The organism is Limimaricola cinnabarinus LL-001 (assembly GCF_000466965.1).
Taxonomy (GTDB): Bacteria; Pseudomonadota; Alphaproteobacteria; order Rhodobacterales; family Rhodobacteraceae; genus Limimaricola; species Limimaricola cinnabarinus.
Genome location: NZ_BATB01000024.1, coordinates 1 through 21,862, shown reverse-complemented (window position 1 = coordinate 21,862; position 21,862 = coordinate 1). Strand labels below are relative to the sequence as shown.

General features: G+C 67.8%; 17 protein-coding genes and 4 pseudogenes. 19 read left to right on the top strand and 2 right to left on the bottom strand.

All coding sequences use genetic code 11. The annotated features are described in order from the left end of the window. Window position 1: 1 nt before the first annotated feature. From MBELCI_RS09845 to MBELCI_RS20400, 3 genes and pseudogenes are all read left to right on the top strand, one after another. A pseudogene (locus MBELCI_RS09845) lies at window positions 2–1,326 on the top strand (sugar ABC transporter permease). A gap of 1 nt (window position 1,327) precedes the next feature. Then, the gene (locus MBELCI_RS09840; RefSeq protein WP_021694040.1) at window positions 1,328–2,110 is read left to right on the top strand and encodes an ATP-binding cassette domain-containing protein; all 783 of its coding nucleotides are present in this window, start codon (window positions 1,328–1,330) and stop codon (window positions 2,108–2,110) included. A gap of 230 nt (window positions 2,111–2,340) precedes the next feature. Further along, window positions 2,341–3,315, top strand: a complete 975-nt coding sequence (locus tag MBELCI_RS20400; RefSeq protein ID WP_021694039.1) for a nitroreductase family protein — start codon at window positions 2,341–2,343, stop codon at window positions 3,313–3,315. A 13-nt stretch (window positions 3,316–3,328) separates the two neighbouring features. On the opposite strand, the gene MBELCI_RS09830 is transcribed toward MBELCI_RS20400, so the two are convergent. After that, window positions 3,329–4,045, bottom strand: coding sequence for an endonuclease/exonuclease/phosphatase family protein (locus tag MBELCI_RS09830; RefSeq protein ID WP_021694038.1), 717 nt, complete (start codon window positions 4,043–4,045; stop codon window positions 3,329–3,331). A gap of 21 nt (window positions 4,046–4,066) precedes the next feature. Then, window positions 4,067–5,455, bottom strand: a complete 1,389-nt coding sequence (locus MBELCI_RS09825; protein WP_021694037.1) for a phospholipase D-like domain-containing protein — start codon at window positions 5,453–5,455, stop codon at window positions 4,067–4,069. Window positions 5,456–5,635: 180 nt separating this feature from the next. On the opposite strand from MBELCI_RS09825, the gene MBELCI_RS09820 reads away from it, so the two are divergent. The 16 genes and pseudogenes from MBELCI_RS09820 to MBELCI_RS09750 all read left to right on the top strand — a co-directional run bounded on the left by MBELCI_RS09820 (window position 5,636) and on the right by MBELCI_RS09750 (window position 21,830). Continuing rightward, window positions 5,636–6,670 carry an LLM class flavin-dependent oxidoreductase gene (locus MBELCI_RS09820; RefSeq protein ID WP_021694036.1) on the top strand — a complete coding sequence of 345 codons (1,035 nt, stop codon included), beginning with the start codon at window positions 5,636–5,638 and terminating at the stop codon, window positions 6,668–6,670. Continuing rightward, window positions 6,667–7,146, top strand: a complete 480-nt coding sequence (locus tag MBELCI_RS09815) for a metallophosphoesterase family protein (protein ID WP_021694035.1) — start codon at window positions 6,667–6,669, stop codon at window positions 7,144–7,146. The genes MBELCI_RS09820 and MBELCI_RS09815 overlap by 4 nt, the downstream gene beginning before the upstream one ends. Before the next feature lie 116 nt (window positions 7,147–7,262). Continuing rightward, window positions 7,263–8,321 (top strand): C4-dicarboxylate TRAP transporter substrate-binding protein, encoded by a 1,059-nt coding sequence (locus MBELCI_RS09810; protein WP_021694034.1) that lies wholly within the window; start codon window positions 7,263–7,265, stop codon window positions 8,319–8,321. Window positions 8,322–8,559: 238 nt separating this feature from the next. Beyond that, window positions 8,560–8,952, top strand: a complete 393-nt coding sequence (locus tag MBELCI_RS09805; protein WP_235047611.1) for a TRAP transporter small permease — start codon at window positions 8,560–8,562, stop codon at window positions 8,950–8,952. A 4-nt stretch (window positions 8,953–8,956) separates the two neighbouring features. Then, window positions 8,957–10,293: pseudogene (locus MBELCI_RS09800) on the top strand (TRAP transporter large permease). A gap of 7 nt (window positions 10,294–10,300) precedes the next feature. Continuing rightward, window positions 10,301–11,065, top strand: coding sequence for an IclR family transcriptional regulator (locus MBELCI_RS09795; RefSeq protein ID WP_235047610.1), 765 nt, complete (start codon window positions 10,301–10,303; stop codon window positions 11,063–11,065). A gap of 138 nt (window positions 11,066–11,203) precedes the next feature. Continuing rightward, window positions 11,204–11,968, top strand: a complete 765-nt coding sequence (locus MBELCI_RS22565) for an enoyl-CoA hydratase-related protein (RefSeq protein ID WP_369385426.1) — start codon at window positions 11,204–11,206, stop codon at window positions 11,966–11,968. Further along, window positions 11,923–13,290, top strand: a complete 1,368-nt coding sequence (locus MBELCI_RS09790) for a 3-hydroxyacyl-CoA dehydrogenase (RefSeq protein ID WP_369385427.1) — start codon at window positions 11,923–11,925, stop codon at window positions 13,288–13,290. The genes MBELCI_RS22565 and MBELCI_RS09790 overlap by 46 nt, the downstream gene beginning before the upstream one ends. Window positions 13,291–13,304: 14 nt before the next feature. After that, window positions 13,305–14,479, top strand: a pseudogene (locus MBELCI_RS09785) (acetyl-CoA C-acyltransferase). A gap of 12 nt (window positions 14,480–14,491) precedes the next feature. After that, complete coding sequence (locus tag MBELCI_RS09780) at window positions 14,492–15,688, top strand: acyl-CoA dehydrogenase family protein (RefSeq protein WP_021694028.1); 1,197 nt, start codon at window positions 14,492–14,494, stop codon at window positions 15,686–15,688. 10 nt (window positions 15,689–15,698) lie between these two features. Further along, a pseudogene (locus MBELCI_RS09775) lies at window positions 15,699–16,825 on the top strand (acyl-CoA dehydrogenase family protein). Between the two features lies 1 nt (window position 16,826). Beyond that, on the top strand, window positions 16,827–17,255 hold the full coding sequence (locus MBELCI_RS09770) for a PaaI family thioesterase (protein ID WP_021694026.1): 429 nt from the start codon (window positions 16,827–16,829) through the stop codon (window positions 17,253–17,255). Then, a complete protein-coding gene (locus MBELCI_RS09765; RefSeq protein WP_021694025.1) occupies window positions 17,252–18,046 on the top strand; it encodes an oxepin-CoA hydrolase, alternative type in 795 nt (264 codons plus the stop codon). The genes MBELCI_RS09770 and MBELCI_RS09765 overlap by 4 nt, the downstream gene beginning before the upstream one ends. Next, window positions 18,043–19,095, top strand: coding sequence for an NAD(P)H-dependent flavin oxidoreductase (locus MBELCI_RS09760; RefSeq protein ID WP_021694024.1), 1,053 nt, complete (start codon window positions 18,043–18,045; stop codon window positions 19,093–19,095). The genes MBELCI_RS09765 and MBELCI_RS09760 overlap by 4 nt, the downstream gene beginning before the upstream one ends. Next, complete coding sequence (locus MBELCI_RS09755; protein WP_021694023.1) at window positions 19,055–20,617, top strand: class I adenylate-forming enzyme family protein; 1,563 nt, start codon at window positions 19,055–19,057, stop codon at window positions 20,615–20,617. Before MBELCI_RS09760 ends, MBELCI_RS09755 begins: the two co-directional genes overlap by 41 nt. 1 nt (window position 20,618) lies before the next feature. Continuing rightward, window positions 20,619–21,830, top strand: a complete 1,212-nt coding sequence (locus MBELCI_RS09750) for an acyl-CoA dehydrogenase (protein WP_021694022.1) — start codon at window positions 20,619–20,621, stop codon at window positions 21,828–21,830. The last annotated feature ends 32 nt before the right edge of the window (window positions 21,831–21,862 follow it).

Sequence of the window (21,862 nt, the reverse complement as noted above, 5' to 3'; positions counted from 1 at the left end):
GATGTCCGATACCGATACCGTCCCCAACGCCGCGCCCTCAGGGCAGCGGCCGGCGGACAAGGCGCCCGCGCGCTCATTCCTCAACCAGCTCGAACTCGACCTGCGCCTTCTGGGCATGGTCGGAGCCTTCATCCTCGTCTGCGTCGTGTTCAACGTGCTGACGGACGGCCGCTTTCTCACGCCGCGCAACATCTTCAACCTGTCGATCCAGACCGTCTCGGTGGCGATCATGGCGACCGGCATGGTGTTCATCATCGTCACCCGCCACATCGACCTTTCGGTCGGCGCGCTTCTGGCCACGGCCTCCGCCGTCATGGCGATGATGCAGACCCGCTGGCTGCCCGACATGATGGGCCTGCCTCTGGGCCACGCGGCGCTGCCGTGGCTCGCGATCCTCACGGGTCTGGCCACCGGCGCGGTGATCGGCGCGTTCCAGGGCTGGCTCGTGGGCTATCTCACCATCCCCGCCTTCATCGTGACGCTGGGCGGCCTGCTGATCTGGCGCAACGTCGGCTGGTACATCACTTCCGGCCAGACCATCGGCCCGCTCGACGAGACGTTCCAGCCTTCGGCGGCATCAACGGCACGCTGGGCGCGCAATGGAGCTGGATCGCGGGGCTCATCGCCGCCGGTCTCGCCGTGCTGTCGCTCTTGTCGGCGCGGCGCAACAAGGTGGGCCACGGCTTCCCGGTCAAGCCGATCTGGGCCGAGGCGGTGGTCATCGGCATCATCGTCGCCGCGATCCTTGGCTTTGTCGCCATCCTCAACGCCTACGAGATCCCGAGCCGGGTGCTGGCGCGTGACTTCGCCGCGCGCGGCATGGAGGTGCCCGAGGGCTACACGGCAGCCTATGGCATTCCCTATTCGGTGCTGCTGCTGATCGCGGTCGCAGTGGTGATGACGGTGATCGCCCGCAAGACGCGGCTCGGCCGCTATATCTTCGCCACGGGCGGCAACCCCGACGCGGCCGAACTGTCGGGCATCAACACGCGGCTTCTCACGGTCAAGGTGTTCTCGATCATGGGCATCCTCGTGGGCATCTCGGCGGTGGTCGCCTCGGCGCGACTGACGAACCACTCCAACGACATCGGCACGCTCGACGAGCTGCGCGTCATTGCCGCGGCCGTGATCGGCGGCACCGCGTTGTCGGGCGGCATCGGCACGATCTATGGCGCCATTCTCGGCGCGCTGATCATGCAGTCGCTGCAATCGGGCATGGCCATGGTCGGGGTCGATGCGCCCTTGCAGAACATGGTGGTCGGCACCGTGCTGGTCGCGGCCGTACTGATCGACATCATCTATCGCCGCCGCGTCGGAGGGAAGTGACATGGAAACCAGGACCGATCCCCGTGCCAACGGGGCCAAGCCATTGGTCGAACTCAAGGACATCCGCATTGCCTTCGGCGGCGTGCAGGCGGTCGACGGGGTGTCGCTCGATCTCTACCCGGGTGAGGTCGTGGGCCTTCTGGGCCATAACGGCGCAGGCAAATCGACGCTGATCAAGATCCTCTCGGGCGCCTACAAAGCGGATTCGGGCGAGATCCGCATCGAGGGCGAGAAGGCCACGATCAACTCCCCCCGCGACGCACGGCGCTACAACATCGAGACGATCTACCAGACGCTGGCGCTGGCCGACAATCTCGACGCCGCCTCGAACTTGTTTCTGGGACGCGAGATCGTCACCAAGCTCGGCTTCGTCGACGACGCCAAGCAGGAGGCCGAGACGCGCAAGATCATGGCGCGGCTCAACCCCAACTTCCGCAAGCTCTCCGAGCCGGTCTCGGCGCTGTCCGGCGGCCAGCGCCAGTCGGTTGCCATCGCGCGCGCGGTCTATTTCAACGCGCGCATCCTGATCATGGACGAGCCGACGGCGGCCTTGGGCGTGCACGAGACGGCGATGGTCGCGGATCTGATCAAGGAGCTGAAGGCGCAAGGTCTCGGCATCTTCCTCATCTCGCACGACACGCGCGAGATGATGGATCTGTGCGACCGGGTCTCGGTGATGAAGAACGGCCAACTCGTCGGCACCGAGCGGGTCGAGGACGTGACCGAGGACGACATCCTGTCGATGATCATCATGGGCAAGAACCCCAAGCGCGACGCCGCCTGAGCCGTCCCGACGCGGACAGACCATCGCCTCGACCTCATTTCGCCCGCCGCCATACGCGGCGGGCGTTGTCGTTTTCACTGGGGTCGCAATCGCCTGCGAGGCGTTCTTCAACGAAGCATGGGCCATTTGCAGGCCATCACTGGATCGCATGGCGGGAACCGCTTGCCGTCACGGCATCGGCCGCTAGGGTCTGGCGCAGCCGGGCGGTCCGACCCGAGGAGCAGCAACAGATGCACAACGACGAGTTTCGTGAGATCGTGCGTGAGGCGCAGTCCGCGCCATCCGCGCTCAACACCCAGCCCGCCCGCTGGCGGCGCAAGGGCGACACGATCCTGATCGGCTGCGATCCGGCAGCGATGCTGAAGGTGAGCGATCCGAACGGCGTCGCGGCGGGGCTGGCCTGCGGGGCCGCCGCCGAGGCCACGGTCCTCGCGCTTTCGGCGCGGCGGATGGGGGCGGGGTTCACCGATCTGTGGGCGCAGGACGACCGCGCGACCCTGCCGGGGCTGCGGCTTGCCGCGCGGATCACGCTGGAGGCGCAGACCGACCCCGACCCTCTGGCAGCACAGTTGCCCAAGCGTTTCACGCACCGTGGCCCTTATCAGCCCGGCCCGGTCGACCTTTATGGCTGGACCCGCCGCGACGCGGTTCTCGTCACCGACGCGGCGCGGCGCGGCTGGCTGGCCGAGATGCATGACCGGATCATGATGGCGCATCTGCGTCGCCCCGAGGCGCGGCGCGAGGTGCTGTCATGGCTGCGACTGTCGCCGCGGCATCCGCGCAAGAAATACGACGGCCTCGACCGCGCGACGATGCGCCTGAGTCCGCGTGCCGCCGCCGAGGCGCGCGCGGTGCTGGGACCGATGTGGCGGGCCGCCGACATGATGGGGTTGACCGATCGTCTCGCCGCCGAGGCCGCGCAGATCCGTTCGGCCGCCGTGATCGCGCTGTTCCACCGCCCCGTGGCCGACAGCCCGGTGGCCGCCGGACGGCCTTATCTGCGGCTGCTGCTGGAGGCGTCGAAGCTCGGTCTCGCGGCCTGGCCGATGGGGGTGCTGACCGTCGATCAGGCGGCGCGCGCCGAAATCTCCACCACCGTCGGGCTCGATCCCGAACGGCGGCTGATGCAGGTGGTCCGCCTCGGTCCGGTGGGAGAGCGGCCCGAAACCCGCGCCCGGCGTCCACTCGATGAGGTGATCGTCTGACGCATCCGTCGCGTCAGGCGTGGCGCAGGTCGGCCCAGATCGGCAGGTGATCCGAGGCCGCGGGGGCGGGTTGTTCGTGCCAGACGCCGCTCTGGGCGATGACGATCCCCGCCCCGATGGCGATCCGATCGAGTGCGGCGACCGGCCTGCGGGCATGAAAGCTGCGCCCCGGCGCGTGGATATCGAAGCGCCGCGCCAGCCGCCCGAGGCCGACCCGCTCCGACCATTCGTTGAGATCGCCCGCCAGCACCGTGGGGCGCGGCTCCATGCGGTCCAGCTCGTCGACGATATGCGACAGCTGCAACCTGCGCGACCCACGCAGCAGGCCCAGATGCAGCCCCCCCACCCGGAGCGGTCCCGCGGGCGTTTCCAGATCGGCGAAGATCGCGCCGCGCGGCTCGAAGCCCGGCAGCACCATCTTGTGCAGCGCGCCCACCTCGATGCCCTCGCGCACCAGCATCGCGTTGCCGTGCCAGCCGAGCGACCGGGCCGATTGTCCGAAATCGACCGCCTTGAGCCCGCCGAGCTGAGACAACTCGGTCAGCGGGATCGCCGTGGGCCGCGCGCCGAGCCGCAGATCCGCCTCCTGCAGGACCACGATGTCGGCCTCCATCGCGGCGATGACGTTGCAGATGCGCGCGGGGTTGCGCCGCCGGTCGGTGCCGAGAGCCTTGCGGATGTTGTAGCTCACCAGCCTGAGGCGACCGGGACGCAGATGGGTGTCGGTCATGAGATCCTCACGAAAGCCGTTTCAGAGCATGGGGGCGCCAAGGCGGAACACCCCCTCGGCCAGCCTGCGACCAAGTTTGGGGCGGCGCACGCCCTGGCGGCAGATCGCGGTTTCTGCGGCGAACCAGTCGGCCAAGAGCGCCACCGACGGCGCGTCGTAAACGAAGACCGCCACCTCGAAATTGAGGAGCATCGAGCGCACGTCGAAATTGGCCGATCCGGCCCAAGCGGCGTCGTCGATCACGCCCGCCTTGGCATGGGTCATCTGGCGCGGCAATTGCAGCACCCGCGCGCCCGCCTCGTCGAGTGTTCTCAGATAGGCCCCGCGCGCGAAATCGGCGATGCGCTGGTTCGAGCGGGCGGGCACCATCACCGCCACATCGACCCCGCGCCGCGCCGCCGTGCACAGCGCCGCGTTGAGCGGCTCGGTCGGCAGGAAATAGGGCGTGGCGATCCAGACGCGGCGCGTGGCCGCGTGGATCATCTGCACCAGCACGTCGTGCAGCGGATCGAGATGCGTGTCCGGGCCGGAAGGGACGACCTGCACCATGGCTTCGCCGGGTCGCGCCTCGACATGCAACTCGGGCAGGGGGTCGACCTCGCCTTCGGCCGATCCCCAATCGGCGCGGAACAGGTCCCACAGCACCTCGACCGAGGGGCCGTTCAAGGTGAAGGACAGGTCGCGCCAGAGTTCGGGATTGCCCTTCTCGTGGCGCGAATGGGTTGGAAAGCCCATGTATTCGCAGCCGACATTGCGCCCGCCGGTCCAGGCGCGGGCGCGGTCGGCGATGATCATCTTGCGGTGGTTGCGCAGGTTCATGTGGCCCTTGAGCGGCCAGTTGAGGAAGGGCTGGTGCCAGCGCAGGCTGCCGCCCGCCGCCTCGAAGCGTGCGAGCGCCTTGTGCGGGCCCCAGAACCCGCCGAGACGGTCGATGATCAGCCGCACCTGCACGCCGTCCTCGACGCGAGAGGTCAGCAGATCGACGAAATCACGACCGATCGCGTCGTCGTGGATCAGATAGAAGGTGATGTCGAGTTCATGCCGCGCGGTCTTGACCATTTCGCGCATCGCCTCGCGGGCGTGCTTGGCGTCGCGGTGCAGCTCAATCCGGTTGCCCGTGGTCGCCGCCGGCACGCCGTAGGCACGAAACGCCTCCGGCGGCCCGCGCGAGGGATCAGCGGGCGCATCGCCCGGCGGCGTGGAAAAGCGGATCGTCGGGTGGCGGCCGCCCTGCTTGCGAAAGCCCAAGGCGAAGAACAGCGGGATCGCGACCCAAGGCAGCAGGATGATCGCAAGGATCCACGCGGCAGCGGATTGCGGCGTGCGCCGCTGCTGCAGCAGCATCACCGTGGCGAGCAGCGCGAGGCCGACGCCGAAAAGGGTCAGCAGAAAGGTGTCATAGGTGAACAAGCGCGCCAAATCCCGATATGTCGACCCGATGTGCGCGAAACGCCGCGGTGGTGCAACAGGGTTCCTCCGCCTGACCACCCGCCTTGCCAGCCGCGCACAGACACTGCGCGATCGCGCCGGTTGGACGGGGCGGGGCGTGGCCTTAGATCCGGATGGAACACAAAGCCTTCGGAGAGCGAGATGGAACTGGGCCTTTATACATTCGGCGATGTGGGCACCGACCCGGTCAGCGGCGCGCGGGTCGATCCGGCGCTCAGGCTGCGCCAGTTGGTCGAAGAGATCGCGCTTGCCGACGAGGTGGGCCTCGACGTGTTCGGTCTGGGCGAGCATCACCGCCCCGACTATGCCGTTTCGGCCCCCGCCGTGGCGCTGGCGGCGGCGGCGGGCCGGACCTCGCGCATCCGGCTGTCGAGCGCTGTGACGGTGCTGAGCTCCGACGATCCGATCCGCGTGTTCCAGCAGTTCGCGACGCTCGACAACCTCACCGACGGGCGGGCCGAGATCATCGCCGGGCGCGGTTCCTTCATCGAGAGCTTCCCGCTCTTCGGCCACGACCTCGATGATTACGAGGATCTGTTCGAGGAAAAGCTGCAGCTTCTCATGGCGCTCAACGATGGGGAGGTGATCCGCTGGCCCGGCAGCGAGCACACCCACGAAATCCCCGGTCGCGGCGTCTATCCGCGCCCGGTGCAGGACAAACTGCCGATCTGGCGCGCGGTCGGCGGTTCGCCGCAATCGGTGGCGCGGGCGGGGGCGCTGGGGCTGCCCATGGCGCTCGCCATAATCGGCGGAGAGCCCGCGCGCTTCGCGCCGCTGTTCAAGCTCTATCGCAAGAGCGCCACGCAGATGGGGCATGATCCGAAGACGCTCAAGACCTCGCTCAATGTGCATGGCTTCGTGGCCGAGACGAGCCAGCAGGCCGCCGACATCTTCTATCCCGCGCAGGCCGAGGTGATGAACCGGATCGGTGGCGAGCGCGGTTGGGGTCCCACGAGCCGCGCCCAGTTCGACGCGGCGCGCGGACCCAATGGCGCGCAATTCGTCGGCAGCCCCGCCGAGATGGTCGACAAGATCCTCGCGACACACGAGCTTTTCGGCTTTGATCGGATGTTGATCCAGATGGCGATCGGGGTCTATGACCACGCGCAGCTGATGAAGGCGATCGAGATTCTGGGCACCAGGGTGGCCCCCGAACTGCGCCGCGCCGCCGCATGATGCGAATCGGGGTCATCTCGGACACGCACGGGCTGTTGCGCCCCGAAGCGATCGCCGCGCTGGCCGGGACAGCGGGCGCGGCGCCGGTCGATCATATCCTGCATGGCGGCGACATCGGCCGCGAGGAGATCGTGGACGCGCTCGAGCGCATCGCGCCGGTCACCGCCATCCGGGGCAATATCGACACGGCCGGGTGGTGCGCCCGGTTCCCCGAAACGGTCGATCTCGATCTCGGCGGGCTGCGCATCCACATGCGCCATGATCGCAAGACGCTCGATTTCGATGCGGCCGCGCCCGGGATCGACGTGGTGATCAGCGGACATTCGCACAGGCCGCTGATCGAAACATCGCGGGATGTGCTCTATCTCAACCCCGGCTCCGCCGGGCCGCGCCGGTTCAAGCTGCCGATCACGTTGGCGTTTTTGCAGGCGGGGCAGGGCGCGCCGCGCGCCGATCTATGCACTATCATCGACTGAGGCCCGGCGATGCCGCGTTGCGGCGTAAGCGATGGGTTGCCAGACTGTCGGCGCTCCCGTAGGTTTCATGTAGTAGAATATAATTCCACTATGCGAAACTTCAGGAGGAGACTGAAATGACGCGATTTCTGAAGGCGGCTCTCGCCACGACGATTCTCGCAGGTGCCACGCTCGGCTCCATCGCCCATGCCGAAACCACGCTGTTCTTTGGCGAGGCCGGTCCCAACCGCGGCGCCCGCGCCGAGGCGCTCAACTGGTTCGTCGAGGACGTGAAGACCCGCACCGAGGGCGAGTTGACCTTCGACGTCCAGTGGGGCGGTGCGCTGTTCAAGGCCGATGCCGCGGCTCAGGCCGTGGCCGACGGCGTGGCGGATGCCGGCACCATCATCGGCGTCTATTTCCCACAGGAAATGCTGGCCTACGGCATCGCCGACCTGCCCGTGCAGAACCCCGACCCTTGGGTCGGTATGAAGGCCACCGACGAGCTGATGCGCGGCTCCGAGGCGATTCAGGCGAACCTCGCCGACCAGAACCTCGTCTATCTGGGCACCTACACCACCTCGGCCGTGCATATCGGCTGCAAGGGCAAGGCGATCCGCACGGTCGAGGATATCGACGGGCTCAAGGTTCGCGGTGTCGGCGCCTATGGCAAGACCTTCGCCGATTTCGGCGCGAACCTCGTCAACATGTCGATCTACGACGCCTATCAGGGCCTCGATTCGGGCCTGCTCGACTGCTCTCAGGGCTATTCCTACGCGGTTGGCGCGCTGAACCAGCAAGAAGTCATGGACAGCTACACCATGCTCAACTGGGGTCAGGTCGGCGCTCTGGGCATCTTCATGAACAAGGATGCCTACGACTCGCTCCCCGAGGACCAGCAGCAGGCGCTGATGGAAGCGGGTGAGGGCCTGTCCGACGAGTTCGGCCGCCTCGTGAACGCCGACAACGACGCCGCCGTCGAGAAGATGCGCGAAGCGGGCGTCGAGATCATCGAGCTGCCCGAGGAGGAGCGCGCCAAGCTGGTCGAGAAGGGCAACACCTATCTCGAGGAGTGGTCGGCGCAGGCCGATGCCGCCGGTCTCGACGGGCAGGCGCTGCTCGAGGAGTATCGCGGCCTGATCGACAAGTACCAGGCCGAGGTCGAGGCCGAGGGCTATCCTTGGGAGCGCGGCTGACCCGCACCGGGTAGACCGCCGGGCGGCGCGTCTCACCCGCGCCGCCCCATTCACACTGACATTCGCCAGAGCGGCGGGGGCCACGGGCTCCCGGCCGGAAGGGATTGCCGATGCTGAGCCGTATCGAGAGTTTCCTGCTCAACCTCGCCGCCATCGCGGTGATTGGTCTTGGGCTGCTGATCACCACCAGCGTGCTGCTGCGCGCGACGCTGAACTCGGGGATCCCGACACGATCAACATGGTGCGCGAACTCATGGTCGCGGCCATCGTGCTGCCACTGGCCGCGACAGCCGCCGCGCGCGCCAACATCGTGGTCGAGGTGCTCTCGGAACGGCTGTCGCCGCTGACCCAGGACTGGCTGGTGGTTCTGGGCTCGGTGGTCGGGCTCTTCGCTCTGGCGCCGCTGATCTGGGCGGGCTGGAACGAGGCGGTGCACACGCTGGAATCCGGCAGCTACTTCTTCGGACAGCTGTCCTTGCCGAAGTGGCCGGGCCGCGTGATCTTCCTGTTCGGCGTGGCCTTTTGCTGGCTGCGCCTCGCGATTCAGGTCGTGGGCGATATCCGCACCATCCGTTCGGGCGGCCGGGTGCTGACCGGTCTTCCCACGCATAGCCCCCACGAAGAGGTCTGAGACCATGGACGGCACTCTCATCGGTCTCGTGGCCTTCGGCTCCGTTCTTTTCCTTCTGGCACTGCGCGTGCCGATCGCCTTCGCGCTGGCGGCCATCGCCACCATAGGCACCTTCGTCATCTTCGCCTTCCGCACCGGGAGCTTCGCGCCCGAACGCGCGATCCGCCCAACCTCGTCGCTGGTGTTCTCCAACAGCTTCGATCTCATCCACAGCTATGATCTGTCGATGATCCCGCTCTTCGTGGCGCTGGGACACATCGCCTATCGCGCCGACATCACCACCAAGATCTACCACGCGGCGCGGGTCTGGCTCGCCAAGGTGCCCGGCGGCGTGGCAATGGCCTCGGTCGTGGGCTGCGGCGGCTTTTCGGCGATCACCGGGTCGTCCATCGCCTGCGCGTCGACCATGGGCCGGATCTGCACGCCCGAGATGCTCTCGGTCGGCTATGACAAGCGTCTCGCCACGGCGAGCGTCGCGGCGGGCGGCACATTGGGCTCGCTCATTCCGCCTTCGGTGCTCTTCATCATCTACGGCATCTTCACCGAGACCTCGATCAGCCAGCTGTTCCTCGCGGCATCCTGCCGGGCCTCGTCTCGCTCCTGGGCTTCCTTCTGGTGATCTTCATCTGGGTCAAGCGCGACCCCTCGGCCGCGCCCGCCTTCACCGGCACCATCACCATGGCCGACCGGGGCCGCGCGGCGCTCGAAAGCTGGCCCGCGGTGCTGCTTTTCGTGATCATCGTCGGCGGCATCTATGGCGGCATCTTCACCGCGACCGAAGCCGCGGCGGTCTGTGTCTCGGCCGCCATTCTGATCGGCCTCGTGCAGCGCAAGCTGACGCTGCGCGCGATATGGGAGAGCCTGCGTGAAACCGCGATCCAGACCACGTCCATCTTCCTGATTGCGGCCGGGGCCAAGATCTTCGTGGCCTTCATCGCCCTCACCGGCGTCGCCCCCGACATCGTCGAGGCGGTCACCGCGGCCGAGCTGTCGCCTGTGGTGCTGATGCTGGCGATCGCGGCGATCTATCTGCTCTTGGGCATGTTTCTCGATCCGATCGGCATCATGGTGCTGACCCTGCCGCTGATGATCCCGCTGATCGAGACCTATGGCTTCGACCTGATCTGGTTCGGTGTCGTGGTCATCAAGCTTCTGGAGATCGGTCTCATCACGCCCCCCGTCGGCCTCAACGTCTTCGTCATCGCGGGTGTGGTGGGGCGCGAGGTGCCGATCGACCGCATCTTTGCGGGCATCGCGCGTTTCCTCGCTCTGGACGTTCTGGTGCTGATCCTCATCATGGCGGTTCCGGCGCTGTCGCTGCTGATCCCCTATTCGATGTGAGGCTGACATGAAGATCACCGACGAAAGCCAGGACCGCCGTTTCGCCACCACGCTGGCGCGTGGGCTATCGGTGCTGCGCGCCTTCCGTCCCTCCGATGACGGGCTGGGCAATGCCGAGATCTCGGAGCGGACCGGCCTGCCGAAGAGCACGGTGTCGCGGCTGACCTTCACGCTGCAATCCCTGGGCTATCTCAGCCATGCGCGCCGCCACGACCGCTACCGCCCGGGGCCCGCACTGCTGGCCCTCGGCAATGTCGCGAGCGCGTCGATCTCCTTTGTGGAGCTTTCGGGGCCGATCATGCAGCGTGTGGCGGACGAGACCGGCACGCTGGCGCTGTTGTCGGTGCGCGACCGGGGACGGGTGCTGATCACCAAGACATGGCGGCCGCAGGAGGTCTCCTCGATCTGGCTCGAGGTCGGGCATCGGCTCCCTTTCAAGGGGTCGAGTTCGGGTCACGCGATGCTGGCGGCGCTGTCGGAGGAGGGTTTTGCCGAAGCGGTGGCCGATGCGAGGGGCATCGCGGCCTCGACGAGGAGACGGCGCGGGAGGCGCGGCGCATCGCTTATACGCAGCTCGTCACCGAAGCTTCGTGATCGCCGATCCGGCGTCGTACTTCGCCGCCAACATCCACGCCGTTTCGGTGCCGTTCCAGTCGCGCGACCTGAGCGAGCCGGTCATCTTCACCTGCGGCGCGATGCCCAAGGATCTGAGCATGGAGCGAATGCAGACCGAGGTCGGGCCACGGTTGCAGCAAGGGGTGCGCGAGCTTGAGCGGATCATGGGGCAGGGACCGTTCCTGTCGCGACACGATATCTAACCGCAATCATATTTCCGCATAGTGGAATTAGGATTTGCATGTTGAAATAGATTGGGCCGATTGTTAGATTGGTGCCGGAGAGGGAGGACCACATGGCAGGAACAGTGCATTTCGAAAGCCGGGGCCGGATCGCGGTCATCACGGTGGATCATGCGCCGGTGAACGCGCTGGGCCGCGACGTGCGGGCCGGGCTGGTGGAAGCGATCGAGCGGTTCGAGGCCGATGCCGCTGAGATCGCGGTGATCCACGGCGCGGGGCGGCTGTTCATTGGTGGCGCCGACATCTCCGAGTTCGGCAAGCCGCCGATGGAGCCCTCGTTGCCCGACGTGGTGAACCGCATCGAGGCCTGCACCAAGCCGGTCGTCGCCGCAATCCACGGCGCGGCCTTGGGCGGCGGTCTGGAGGTCGCGCTTGGCGCGCATTACTGCATCGCCGTTCCGGGCGCGCAGCTGGGCTTGCCCGAGACCAAGCTCGGCGTGATCCCCGGTGCCGGCGGCACGCAGCGTACGCCGCGCCTCGTTGGGGCCGAAGCCGCGATTGAGATGGCGACCACCGGCACGCCGGTTCCGGCGACCAAGGCCGTCGAGATGGGCCTCGTGGACCGCTTGGGCGAGGGCGAGGCGCTCGATTCCGGTCTGGCCTATGCGGAGGAGCTGCTGCAACAGGGCGCGGGCCCGCGCCTGTGCGCGAGATCGCGGCCCCGGCACATGACGCGGAGATGTTCGACGCGTGCCGCGCCGCGCTCAGAAAGAAGCTGCGCGGCGAGGTGGCACCGCTGGCCGCGCTCGACGCGATCGAGGCCGCCACGACGATGGGCTTCGACGAGGGCCTCGCCGAGGAGCGCCGCCAGTTCATGAAGATGATGGAGACGCCGCAGCGTGCGGGGCTGATCCACGCCTTCTTCATCGAACGCAAGGTGGCCAAGCTGCCCGAGATCGAGGGCGTCGCCCCCCGAGACGTCTCGGCCATCGGCGTGATCGGCGGCGGCACCATGGGAGCGGGCATCGCCACTGCGGCCTTGCTACGCGGCCTGAGCGTGACGCTGGTCGAGCGCGACGACGAGGCCGCCGCCCGCGCCCGCGCCACCATCGAGAAGAACCTCGCGGCGGCCGTAAAGCGCGGAAAGCTGAAAGAGGCCAAGCGCGACGCGATCCTGTCGGATGCGCTCGCTTGCGTCACCGGCTACGACGCGTTGGGGCAGGCCGACGTGATCATCGAGGCCGTGTTCGAGAGCATGGACGTCAAGAAGGACGTGTTCCGCGAGCTTGACCGGATCGCCAAGCCGGGCGCGGTTCTCGCCACCAACACCTCCTATCTCGACATCGACGAGATCGCGCAGGCGACGAGCCGCCCCGAGGACGTGATCGGGCTGCACTTCTTCTCGCCCGCCCATGTGATGAAGCTGCTGGAGGTCGTCGTCGCCGACAAGACCGCGCCCGAAGTCACCGCCACCGCCTTCGCGCTCGGCAAGAAGCTGGGCAAGGTCTCGGTTCGCGCCGGCGTATGCGACGGCTTCATCGGCAACCGCATCCTGTCGCACTACCGGGCCGCCGCCGATCACATGATCCTCGACGGCGCCAGCCCCTACCAGATCGACAAGGCGCTGCGCGACTTCGGCTTTCCGATGGGACCCTATCAGGTGGGCGATCTCGCCGGCCTCGACATCGGCTACATGACGCGGCAGCGCAAAGCCCCGCAGCGGCATGAGAAGGACCGTTATCCCGGCTGGGCCGACACGCTTTATGAAATGGGGCGTCTGGGCCAGAAGACCGGACGCGGCTATTATATCTATGACGAGGAAAGCCCGCGCGGCCGCCCCGACCCGGAGGTCGAGGAGATCATCGCCGCCGAGCGCGAGAAGCAGGGCGTCGGCCCGCGCGACTTCACTGACGAGGAGATCGTCGCGCGCTACATGGCCGCCATGGTCAACGAGAGCGCCCGCGTGGTCGAGGAGGGCATCGCGCAACGCCCGCTCGATGTCGATGTGACGTTGCTCTACGGCTACGGCTTCCCGCGCCATCGCGGCGGCCCGATGCACTACGCCGATACGGAAGGCCTCGCCACGATCCGCAACCGGATCAAGCAATACGCCGCCGAGGACGATCACTTCTGGAAGGTCGCGCCGCTGCTCGACCGCCTTGCCCCCGACAATTCCACATTCGCCAGCCTGAACGGCTGAGAGGGAGAGACGACATGACCGACGCCGTCATCGTATCCACCGCCCGCACCCCCATCGGCAAGGCCGCACGGGGCGCGTTCAACATCACCCACGGGGCCGACATGGCCGGCCACGCCGCCCGCCACGCGGTCGAGCGCGCGGGCATCGACCCTGCGCTGATCGAGGACGCGATCTTCGGCTGCGGCTATCCGGAATACGTGACAGGCGGCAACATTGCCCGGCAGGCGGTGATCCGCGCCGGGCTGCCGGTTTCGATCGCCGCGACCACGGTGAACCGCTTCTGCGCGTCGGGGCTGCAGGCGATCGCCATGGGCGGCCACATGATTGCCCAGGAGGGCGCCAAGGCCATTCTCGTCGGCGGCGTCGAAAGCATCTCGATGGTCCAGCCGCCTGCGCGCCACTCGCGCAACGAATGGATCGAGGCGCACAAGCCCGAGCTCTATCAGGCAATGATCGAGACCGCCGACACGGTGGCCAAGCGCTACGGCATCTCCCGCGAGGCGCAGGACGAGCTGGCGCTGTCGAGCCAGCAGCGCACCGCCGAGGCGCAGCAGGCCGGGCGTATGACGCCGAGATCGCGCCGATGGAAGTGACCAAGGCCGTCAAGGACAAGGAGACCGGCGAGGTCTCCCACGTCACCGAGACGATCTCGATGGACGAGTGCAACCGCCCCTCGACCGAGATCGAGGGGCTGCGCAAGCTCAGCCCGGTGCGCGGCGAGGGCAACTTCATCACCGCCGGCAACGCGAGCCAGCTCTCCGACGGCGCCGCCGCCCTCGTGATGATGGACCGCAAGGAGGCCGAGCGCCTCGGCCTCGACATCCTCGGCGCCTTCCGCGGCTTTGCCGTCGCGGGCTGCGAGCCCGACGAGATGGGCATCGGCCCGGTCTTTGCCGTGCCGCCCCTGCTGGAGCGTCAGGGTCTCTCCGTCGACGACATCGACCTGTGGGAGCTGAACGAAGCCTTCGCCTCCCAGGCGCTCTACTGCCGCGACAAGCTCGGCATCGACAACGACAAGCTCAACGTCTCGGGCGGGTCGATCTCGATCGGTCACCCCTTCGGCATGACCGGCGCGCGGATGACCGGGCACCTGTTGATCGAGGGCCGTAGGCGGGGTGCCAAGCTTGGCGTCGTGACCATGTGCATCGGCGGCGGGCAGGGTGCTGCCGGCCTGTTCGAAATCTACTGAGGAGGCCCGGAGATGGACCTGAACTTCACCGACGAGCAGAAGGCCTTTCGCGCCGAAGTGCGCGGCTTTCTCGCAGAGAAGCTGCCACAGCGCTTGTCTGACAAAGTGCGTCTCGGCCAGCGGCTCGAAAAGGCCGATTACGAAGAATGGCACGCCATCCTTAACGAAAAGGGCTGGCTCGCCGGCAACTGGCCCGAAGAGCATGGCGGCGCGGGCTGGAACGCGGTCGAGCGGCACATCTTCGAGGAGGAGACCACCTCCGCCGCCGCCCCGCGCATCGTGCCCTTCGGCCTCGCCATGCTCGGGCCGGTGCTGCAGAAGTTCGGCTCCAAGGAGCAGCAGGACTACTGGCTGCCGCGCATCCTCAACGGCGACGACTGGTGGTGTCAGGGCTATTCCGAGCCGGGGGCCGGATCGGACCTCGCTTCGGTCAAGACCACGGCCGAGCGCGACGGCGACCATTACGTGGTGAACGGGCAGAAGACCTGGACCACGCTGGGCCAGTACGCCAACATGATCTTCTGTCTCGTGCGCACCTCCAAGGAGGGCAAGCCGCAGGAAGGGATTTCCTTCCTGCTGATCGACATGGACGATCCGGGCATCACCGTGCGCCCGATCGTCCTGATCGACGGCGAGCCCGAGGTGAACGAGGTCTTTTTCGACAACGTTCGTGTGCCTGTCACGAACCTCGTGGGCGAGGAGAACAAGGGCTGGACCTATGCCAAGTACCTGCTGACACATGAGCGCACCAACATCGCCGGCGTCGGCTTTGCCAATGCCGGTCTCGCCAATCTCAAGCGGATCGTGAAGTTGGAACAGAGCGAGGGCCGCCCGTTGATCGAGGACCCGCTCTTTGCCGCCAGGATCGCCGAGGTCGAGATCGCGCTGATGGCGATGGCCACGACCAACCTGCGGGTGGTCTCGGCCGCCGTTGCGGGGCAGGCACCCGGTGCCGAAAGCTCGATGCTCAAGGTCAAGGGCACGGTGATCCGGCAAGAGATCAACGCGCTGACCAAGGCCGCCGTCGGTCCCTATGCCATGCCCTTCGTCTCAGAGGCGCTCGAGGCGGGCACCAATGCGGGGCCGGTGGGTCCGGCCTATGCGATGGCCGCTACGCCGCAATACCTGAACAACCGCAAGCTCTCGATCTATGGCGGATCGAACGAGGTGCAGAAGACGATCATCGCCAAGGCGATCCTGGAACTCTGAGGAGCGGGCCATGAACTTCCAACTGACCGAAGAGCGGCAGATGCTGCAGGACGGGCTGCGCCGTTATCTCGGCGATGCCGTCACACCGGCCGCTCTCAAGGCCGCCGAGGAGGGCGAGGGCTTCTCGCCCGAGATCTGGTCCGGGCTGTCCGAGATGGGCGTCGCGGGCGCTTTGTTCACCGAAGAGCAGGGCGGCTTCGGCGGCGCGGGCTTCGACCTGATGACCGTGTTCGAGGAGCTGGGCCGCGCCGGCACGTCCGAGCCGATGCTCGAGGTGCTTCTGGCGGGCGGGCTGATCGCCGCACTGGGCGACGAGACACAGGCCGCCCTCGTCGAGCAGGCGGTCGAAGGCTCGGTCCAGCTTGCCCTCGCGCATGGCGAGCCCGGCAGCCGCTATGACATCGAGCGGGTCGAGACCCGCGCCGAACGCGGCGGCGACGGCTGGACCTCACGGGGCGCAAGGCGGTCGTGGTGAACGGCGCGCAGGCGGATCATGTCGTGATCTCGGCCCGCAGCTCGGGCGGCGCGCGCGACCGCGATGGGATCAGCCTCTTCGTGCTGCCCAAGGGCACGGCCGGCGTTGAGATCCGCGACTACCCGCTGGCCCAGGGCGGCCACGCCGCCGAGCTGGTGCTCGAAGGCGTCACGCTGCCCGAGACCGCGCTCTTGGGCGCCGAGGGGCAGGCCATCGGGGCGCTGGAGACCGCGCATGCTCGCGCCACGGCGGCGCTTTGCGCCGACGGTCTGGGCGCGATGGAGACCGCGCGCCGCCTGACCGGCGACTATCTCAAGACACGCAAGCAGTTCGGCCAGCCGATCGGCAAGTTTCAGGCGCTGCAGCACCGCGCCGCCGAGATGCTGATCGAGATCGAGCAGGCGCGCTCGGCGGTGATCAACCTCTGCGGCCATCTGGAGGCAGACCGCGAAACGCGCGAGATCCACGTCTCGGCGACCAAGCACCTCGTCGGCAAGGTCGCCCGCCTCGTGGCCGAGGAAGCGATCCAGATGCATGGCGGCATCGGCATGACCGAGGAATACGAGCTGGGCCGCTTCGCGCGGCGACTGTCGATGCTCGACCACCGCTTTGGCGACAGCACCTTCCATCTGGGGCGCTTCGTCCGGCTCCGGGCCGCCTGAGATGACCGGGGAGGGGATCATCAGGGGCGAGACCGGGGCGCAGCGGCTCTTGGGCTACATGCTCGACGTGGGGCGGAGCGACGGGCGCGCGCGCTGCCACCTGACGGTGGGGCCTGAGCACACCAACCGGCACGGCATGTTGCATGGCGGTATCGTCGCGACGATCCTCGACAACGCGATGGGGGCCACCGGCAGCCTGACCCGCGACCCGCAGGGGCGCTACCCGTTCCTGACGATCTCGCTCAACACCCAATACCTCGCCCCCGCATGCGAGGGTGAGACGCTGGTGGCGGTGGGGCGGATCACCGGCGGCGGGCGCAAGCTCGTCTTCATCGAAGGCGAGCTGCGCGGTCCCGAGGATCGGCTCATCGCCACGGCGACCGGCGTGTTCAAACCGGTGCCGCAGGCCCCACGGGAGGAGACGGCATGAGCATGGCGCGGATCGACGATCTCGGCGACCGGCTGGTGGTGTGGAACCTCAACGCCGCCCGGCGCGGCGCGCTGACCCCCGATTACTACGCGGCGCTGCACGAGGTGATCGCGACGGCCGCCGCCACCCCGCGCATCGTCGCGGTGATCCTCGCCTCCGAGGGCGGGTTCTTCTGCGCCGGCGGCGACCTGTCGGTTCTGGCCACCCGCGCGGCCCAGACCGAGGCCGAGCGGCGCGGCAACGTCGACAGGCTGCACGACCTCGTGCGCGCCATCACCGGCTGTCCCAAGCCGATGATCGCCGCCGTCGAGGGCGGGGCCGCCGGGGCGGGCCTGTCGCTGGCGCTGGCCTGCGACTTCGCGGTCGCCTCCGACACCGCCCGCTTCACCGCCGCCTACGTCAAGGCGGGGCTGGTGCCCGATGCGGGCCTCACGCATTTCCTGTCCGTCCTGCTGCCGCGCGCCATGGCGTCGCGGATGCTGCTCTTGGGCGAGCCGGTCCCGGCGGACCGGCTGCACGCGTTGGGCGCTCTGTCGGAATTGGCCACCGAGGGGGGCGCTTTCGACGCCGCGATGGCGCTGGCCGACCGGCTGGCTCAGGGACCGTCGGCGACCCAAGGGGACATCAAGGCGCTGATCGCCAGCGCCGCGACGGGCGATCTCATGGCCCAACTCGACGCCGAGCGCGACGCGATGGCGCGTGCGCAGGGCTCTCCCGAGGCGGCCGAAGGGATCAATGCCTTTCTCGAAAAGCGCGCGCCTGATTTCGCGAAGCTGAGAAGCGTTTCATGACCGATCCGGCCTTCGATACCGCCGTTACCCGCGCCTATGGCACACGTCTGCCCATCGTCGCGGGCGGGTTGATGTGGCTTTCGGACGCGGCCTATGTCTCGGCCTGCGCCCGCGCCGGGATCATCGGTTTTCTCACGGCGGCGAGCTTTCCCGAACCCGACGCCCTGCGCGCCGAGATCCGCAAAACGCGTGAGTCGTCCGAGGGCGGCGCGTTCGGCGTCAACGTGTCGATGCTGCCCAAGCTGGTGCCGGGCGAGCGCACCGAGGAGATCTTCCGGCTCATCGCCGAGGAAGGCGTGCGCTTCGTCGAGACCTCGGGGCGCAACCCCGAGCCGTGGCTGCCGCTGCTCAAGGACGCGGGCATTACCGTGCTGCACAAGGTGCCAAGCGTGCGCTTCGCCGAAAAGGCGCAGTCGGTCGGCGTCGACATGGTGTCGATCGTCGGCGCGGAATGCGGCGGCCATCCGGGCCTCGACCTGATCGGCTCCTTCGTCAATCTCGCGCTGGCCGAACGCCGGTTGAAGATCCCGTTCCTGATCGGCGGCGGCGTCGGCCATGGCGGGCAGATCGTCGCGGCGCTGGCGGGCGGCGCGTCGGGCGTCGTGGTCGGCACGCGGTTCCTCGTGGCCGAGGAGGTGACGGCGCATCCCGACTACAAGTGCGCGCTTGCGGGGGCTAAGGAAACCGACACGATGCTCAGCATGTCGAGCCTGCGCAACACGATCCGCACGCTCAGGAACGAGACGTCGCAGACCGTGGCGCGGATGGAGGCCGAGAACCCCGAGACCGGGATCGAGGCGCTGCTGCCGCATGTCTCGGGCAAGATCGGACGCCGCGCTACGAGACCGGCGACGTGTCGCGCGGCATGCTCTCGGCGGGGCAGGCGCTCGGGCTCACGGGCGATATCGCGCCGCTGGCCGGGATCGTCGGCGGGCTGGAAGAGGAGGCGCTCGCGGCGCTGGCGCGACTGCGCCCGGCGCCTGCGCGGATCAAGGAGGGGATGGCGGTATGACGAGCGTGCAGGGAATCGACACGCAAGGCGGCGGTGAGACGACGCGGCGCATTCACGAGCTGATCGCGCGGCAGGCGGCGCAGCGCGGCCAGGCGCCCGGCCTGATCGATGGCGACGGGCGGGTGCTGAGCTTTGCGGAATATCTCGCCGCCATCGAGGAGATGGCCGGCCTGCTGCGCGATCGCGGTGTCGTGGGCGGGGACCGGGTGCTGATCGTGGCCGAGAATTGCGCCGCGACGGCGCTTGCGATCTTCGCGGCCTCGGCGCTCGACGCCATCGCGGTGCCGGTCAACGCACGGATGACCGGGCCGGAGCTGTCGCGCATCGTCGCGCATTGCGAGCCGCGCGCGATCCTCTTCACCTGCCACGTCTCCCCCGAAGCCCGCGCCCATGCCGAAGGGGCGGGCGCGGCGCAGGTTGCCACCGCGACCGCCGATATCGCCGTGGCCTCCGGCCCCGCCGGCGCGTCGGACCCGGTCGAGGCCGGGCCGGGGCAGGTCGCGGTGATCCTCTACACCACCGGCACCACGGGCGACCCCAAGGGCGTGATGCTGACCCATGCCAACCTGCTCTTCGCCGGGGCGTCGAGCGCGCGGATGCGCGCTATGGTGCCCGAAGACCGGATCTACGGCGCGCTGCCGCTCACCCATGTGTTCGGGCTGGCCTCGATGCTGATGGCGGGGGCCTCCTGCGGCGCGGCCGTGCAGCTCGAGACCCGTTTCGCCCCCGACAGGCTTCTGGCCGCCTTGAAGGACGGCGCGACGGTGCTGCCGGCGGTGCCGCAGATGCACGCGCTCCTGATGAAGCACACGGCGTCCCTCGGCCTCGAGCGGCTGGAGGGCGCGAAGCTGCGCTATGTCTCATCGGGGGCAGCACCACTCGACCCGGCCTGGAAGCGCAAGGCCGAGGCGTTCTATGGCCTGCCGCTGCAGAATGGCTATGGCATGACCGAGAGTACCGCGGGCGTCAGCGGCACCCGCAACGCCATCGGCGATCCCGACATCTCGGTCGGCCCGGCGCTGCCCGGCCTTGAGATCCGCATCGATCCCACCGCGAGCGATGCCGAGGGCGTGGGCGAGATCCACACGCGGGGGCCCCATGTGATGAAGGGCTACTACCGCAACGCGCAGGCCACGGCGCAAGTGATCGACGCCGATGGCTGGCTCAGGACCGGCGACCTCGGGAAGATCGACGCCGAAGGCCGCCTGCACGTGGTGGGCCGTTGCAAGGAGTTGATCATCCGCTCGGGCTTCAACGTCTATCCGCCCGAGGTCGAGGCGGCGCTGAACGACCACCCATGCGTGGTGCAGGCCGCCGTCATCGGCCGGGCGCGGGGCGGCAACGAAGAGGTGCTCGCTTTCGTGCAGTGCATCGATCCCGCCCCCGATCCCGCGACATTGAAAGCCCATGTCTCGGAGCGGCTTTCGAGCTACAAGCGACCATCGAAGATTTTGATCGTGGACCGGCTGCCCGCTGCGGCGACCGGCAAGATCCTGAAACACAAGCTGCTGGGCACATTCGCCGACCGCCTGGCCGCACTCGACGCGGAGGAGAACTGACATGCCCAAGGACACCCAAGGACACGGCCCCGAGCTGGGCCAGTTCGACTGGTCCGATCCGTTCCTGATCGAAACCCAGCTTGACGAGGACGAGCGGATGCTGCGCGACGCGGCGCGCGCCTTCGCCGAGGACAAGCTCGCGCCGCGCGTGGCGCAGGCCTACCGCGAGGAGACCGCTGATCCGTCGATCTTCCGCGAGATGGGCGAGGCGGGCCTCCTGGGCGTGACGGTCGAGGAGGAGTATGGCGGGCTCGGCGCGTCCTACGTCACCTATGGCCTGATCGCGCGCGAGGTGGAGCGTGTGGACTCCGGCTACCGCTCGATGATGTCGGTGCAGTCGAGCCTCGTGATCTACCCGATCCACGCCTATGGCTCCGAAGAGCAGAAGAAGAAATATCTTCCCGGCCTGTGCTCGGGCGAGCTGATCGGCTGTTTCGGCCTGACCGAGCCGGATGCGGGCTCCGACCCCGCCGGCATGAAGACCGTCGCCAAGAAGACCGAGACCGGCTACCGGCTCTCGGGCTCGAAGATGTGGATCTCGAACGCGCCGTTTGCGGATGTCTTCGTGGTCTGGGCCAAGTCCGAGGCGCATGAGGGCAAGATCCGCGGCTTCGTGCTCGAAAAGGGCATGACGGGCCTTTCGGCCCCGAAGATCGGCGGCAAGCTGTCCTTGCGCGCCTCGACCACCGGTGAGATCGTCATGGACGGCGTCGAGGTCGGCGAGGACGCGCTCCTGCCGAACGTGCAGGGTCTCAAGGGTCCCTTCGGCTGTCTCAACCGCGCGCGCTACGGCATCTCGTGGGGCGCGATGGGCGCGGCCGAGGCCTGCTGGCACGCCGCGCGGCAATACGGCCTCGACCGCAAGCAGTTCAACAAGCCGCTGGCGCAGACCCAGTTGTTCCAGAAGAAGCTCGCCGACATGCAGACCGAGATCGCGCTCGGCCTGCAGGGCAGCCTGCGTCTGGGCCGCCTCATGGATGAGGGCCGCGCCTCGCCCGAGCTGGTCTCGCTGATGAAGCGCAACAATTGCGGCAAGGCGCTCGAAATCGCGCGCCACGCCCGCGACATGCATGGCGGCAACGGCATTTCCGACGAATTCCCGGTGATGCGCCACATGATCAACCTGGAAACCGTGAACACCTATGAAGGCACGCATGACGTTCATGCGCTGATCCTGGGCCGTGCCCAGACCGGCCTTCAGGCGTTCTTCTGAGACAGGAGCAAACTATGAAGATTCTCGTCCCC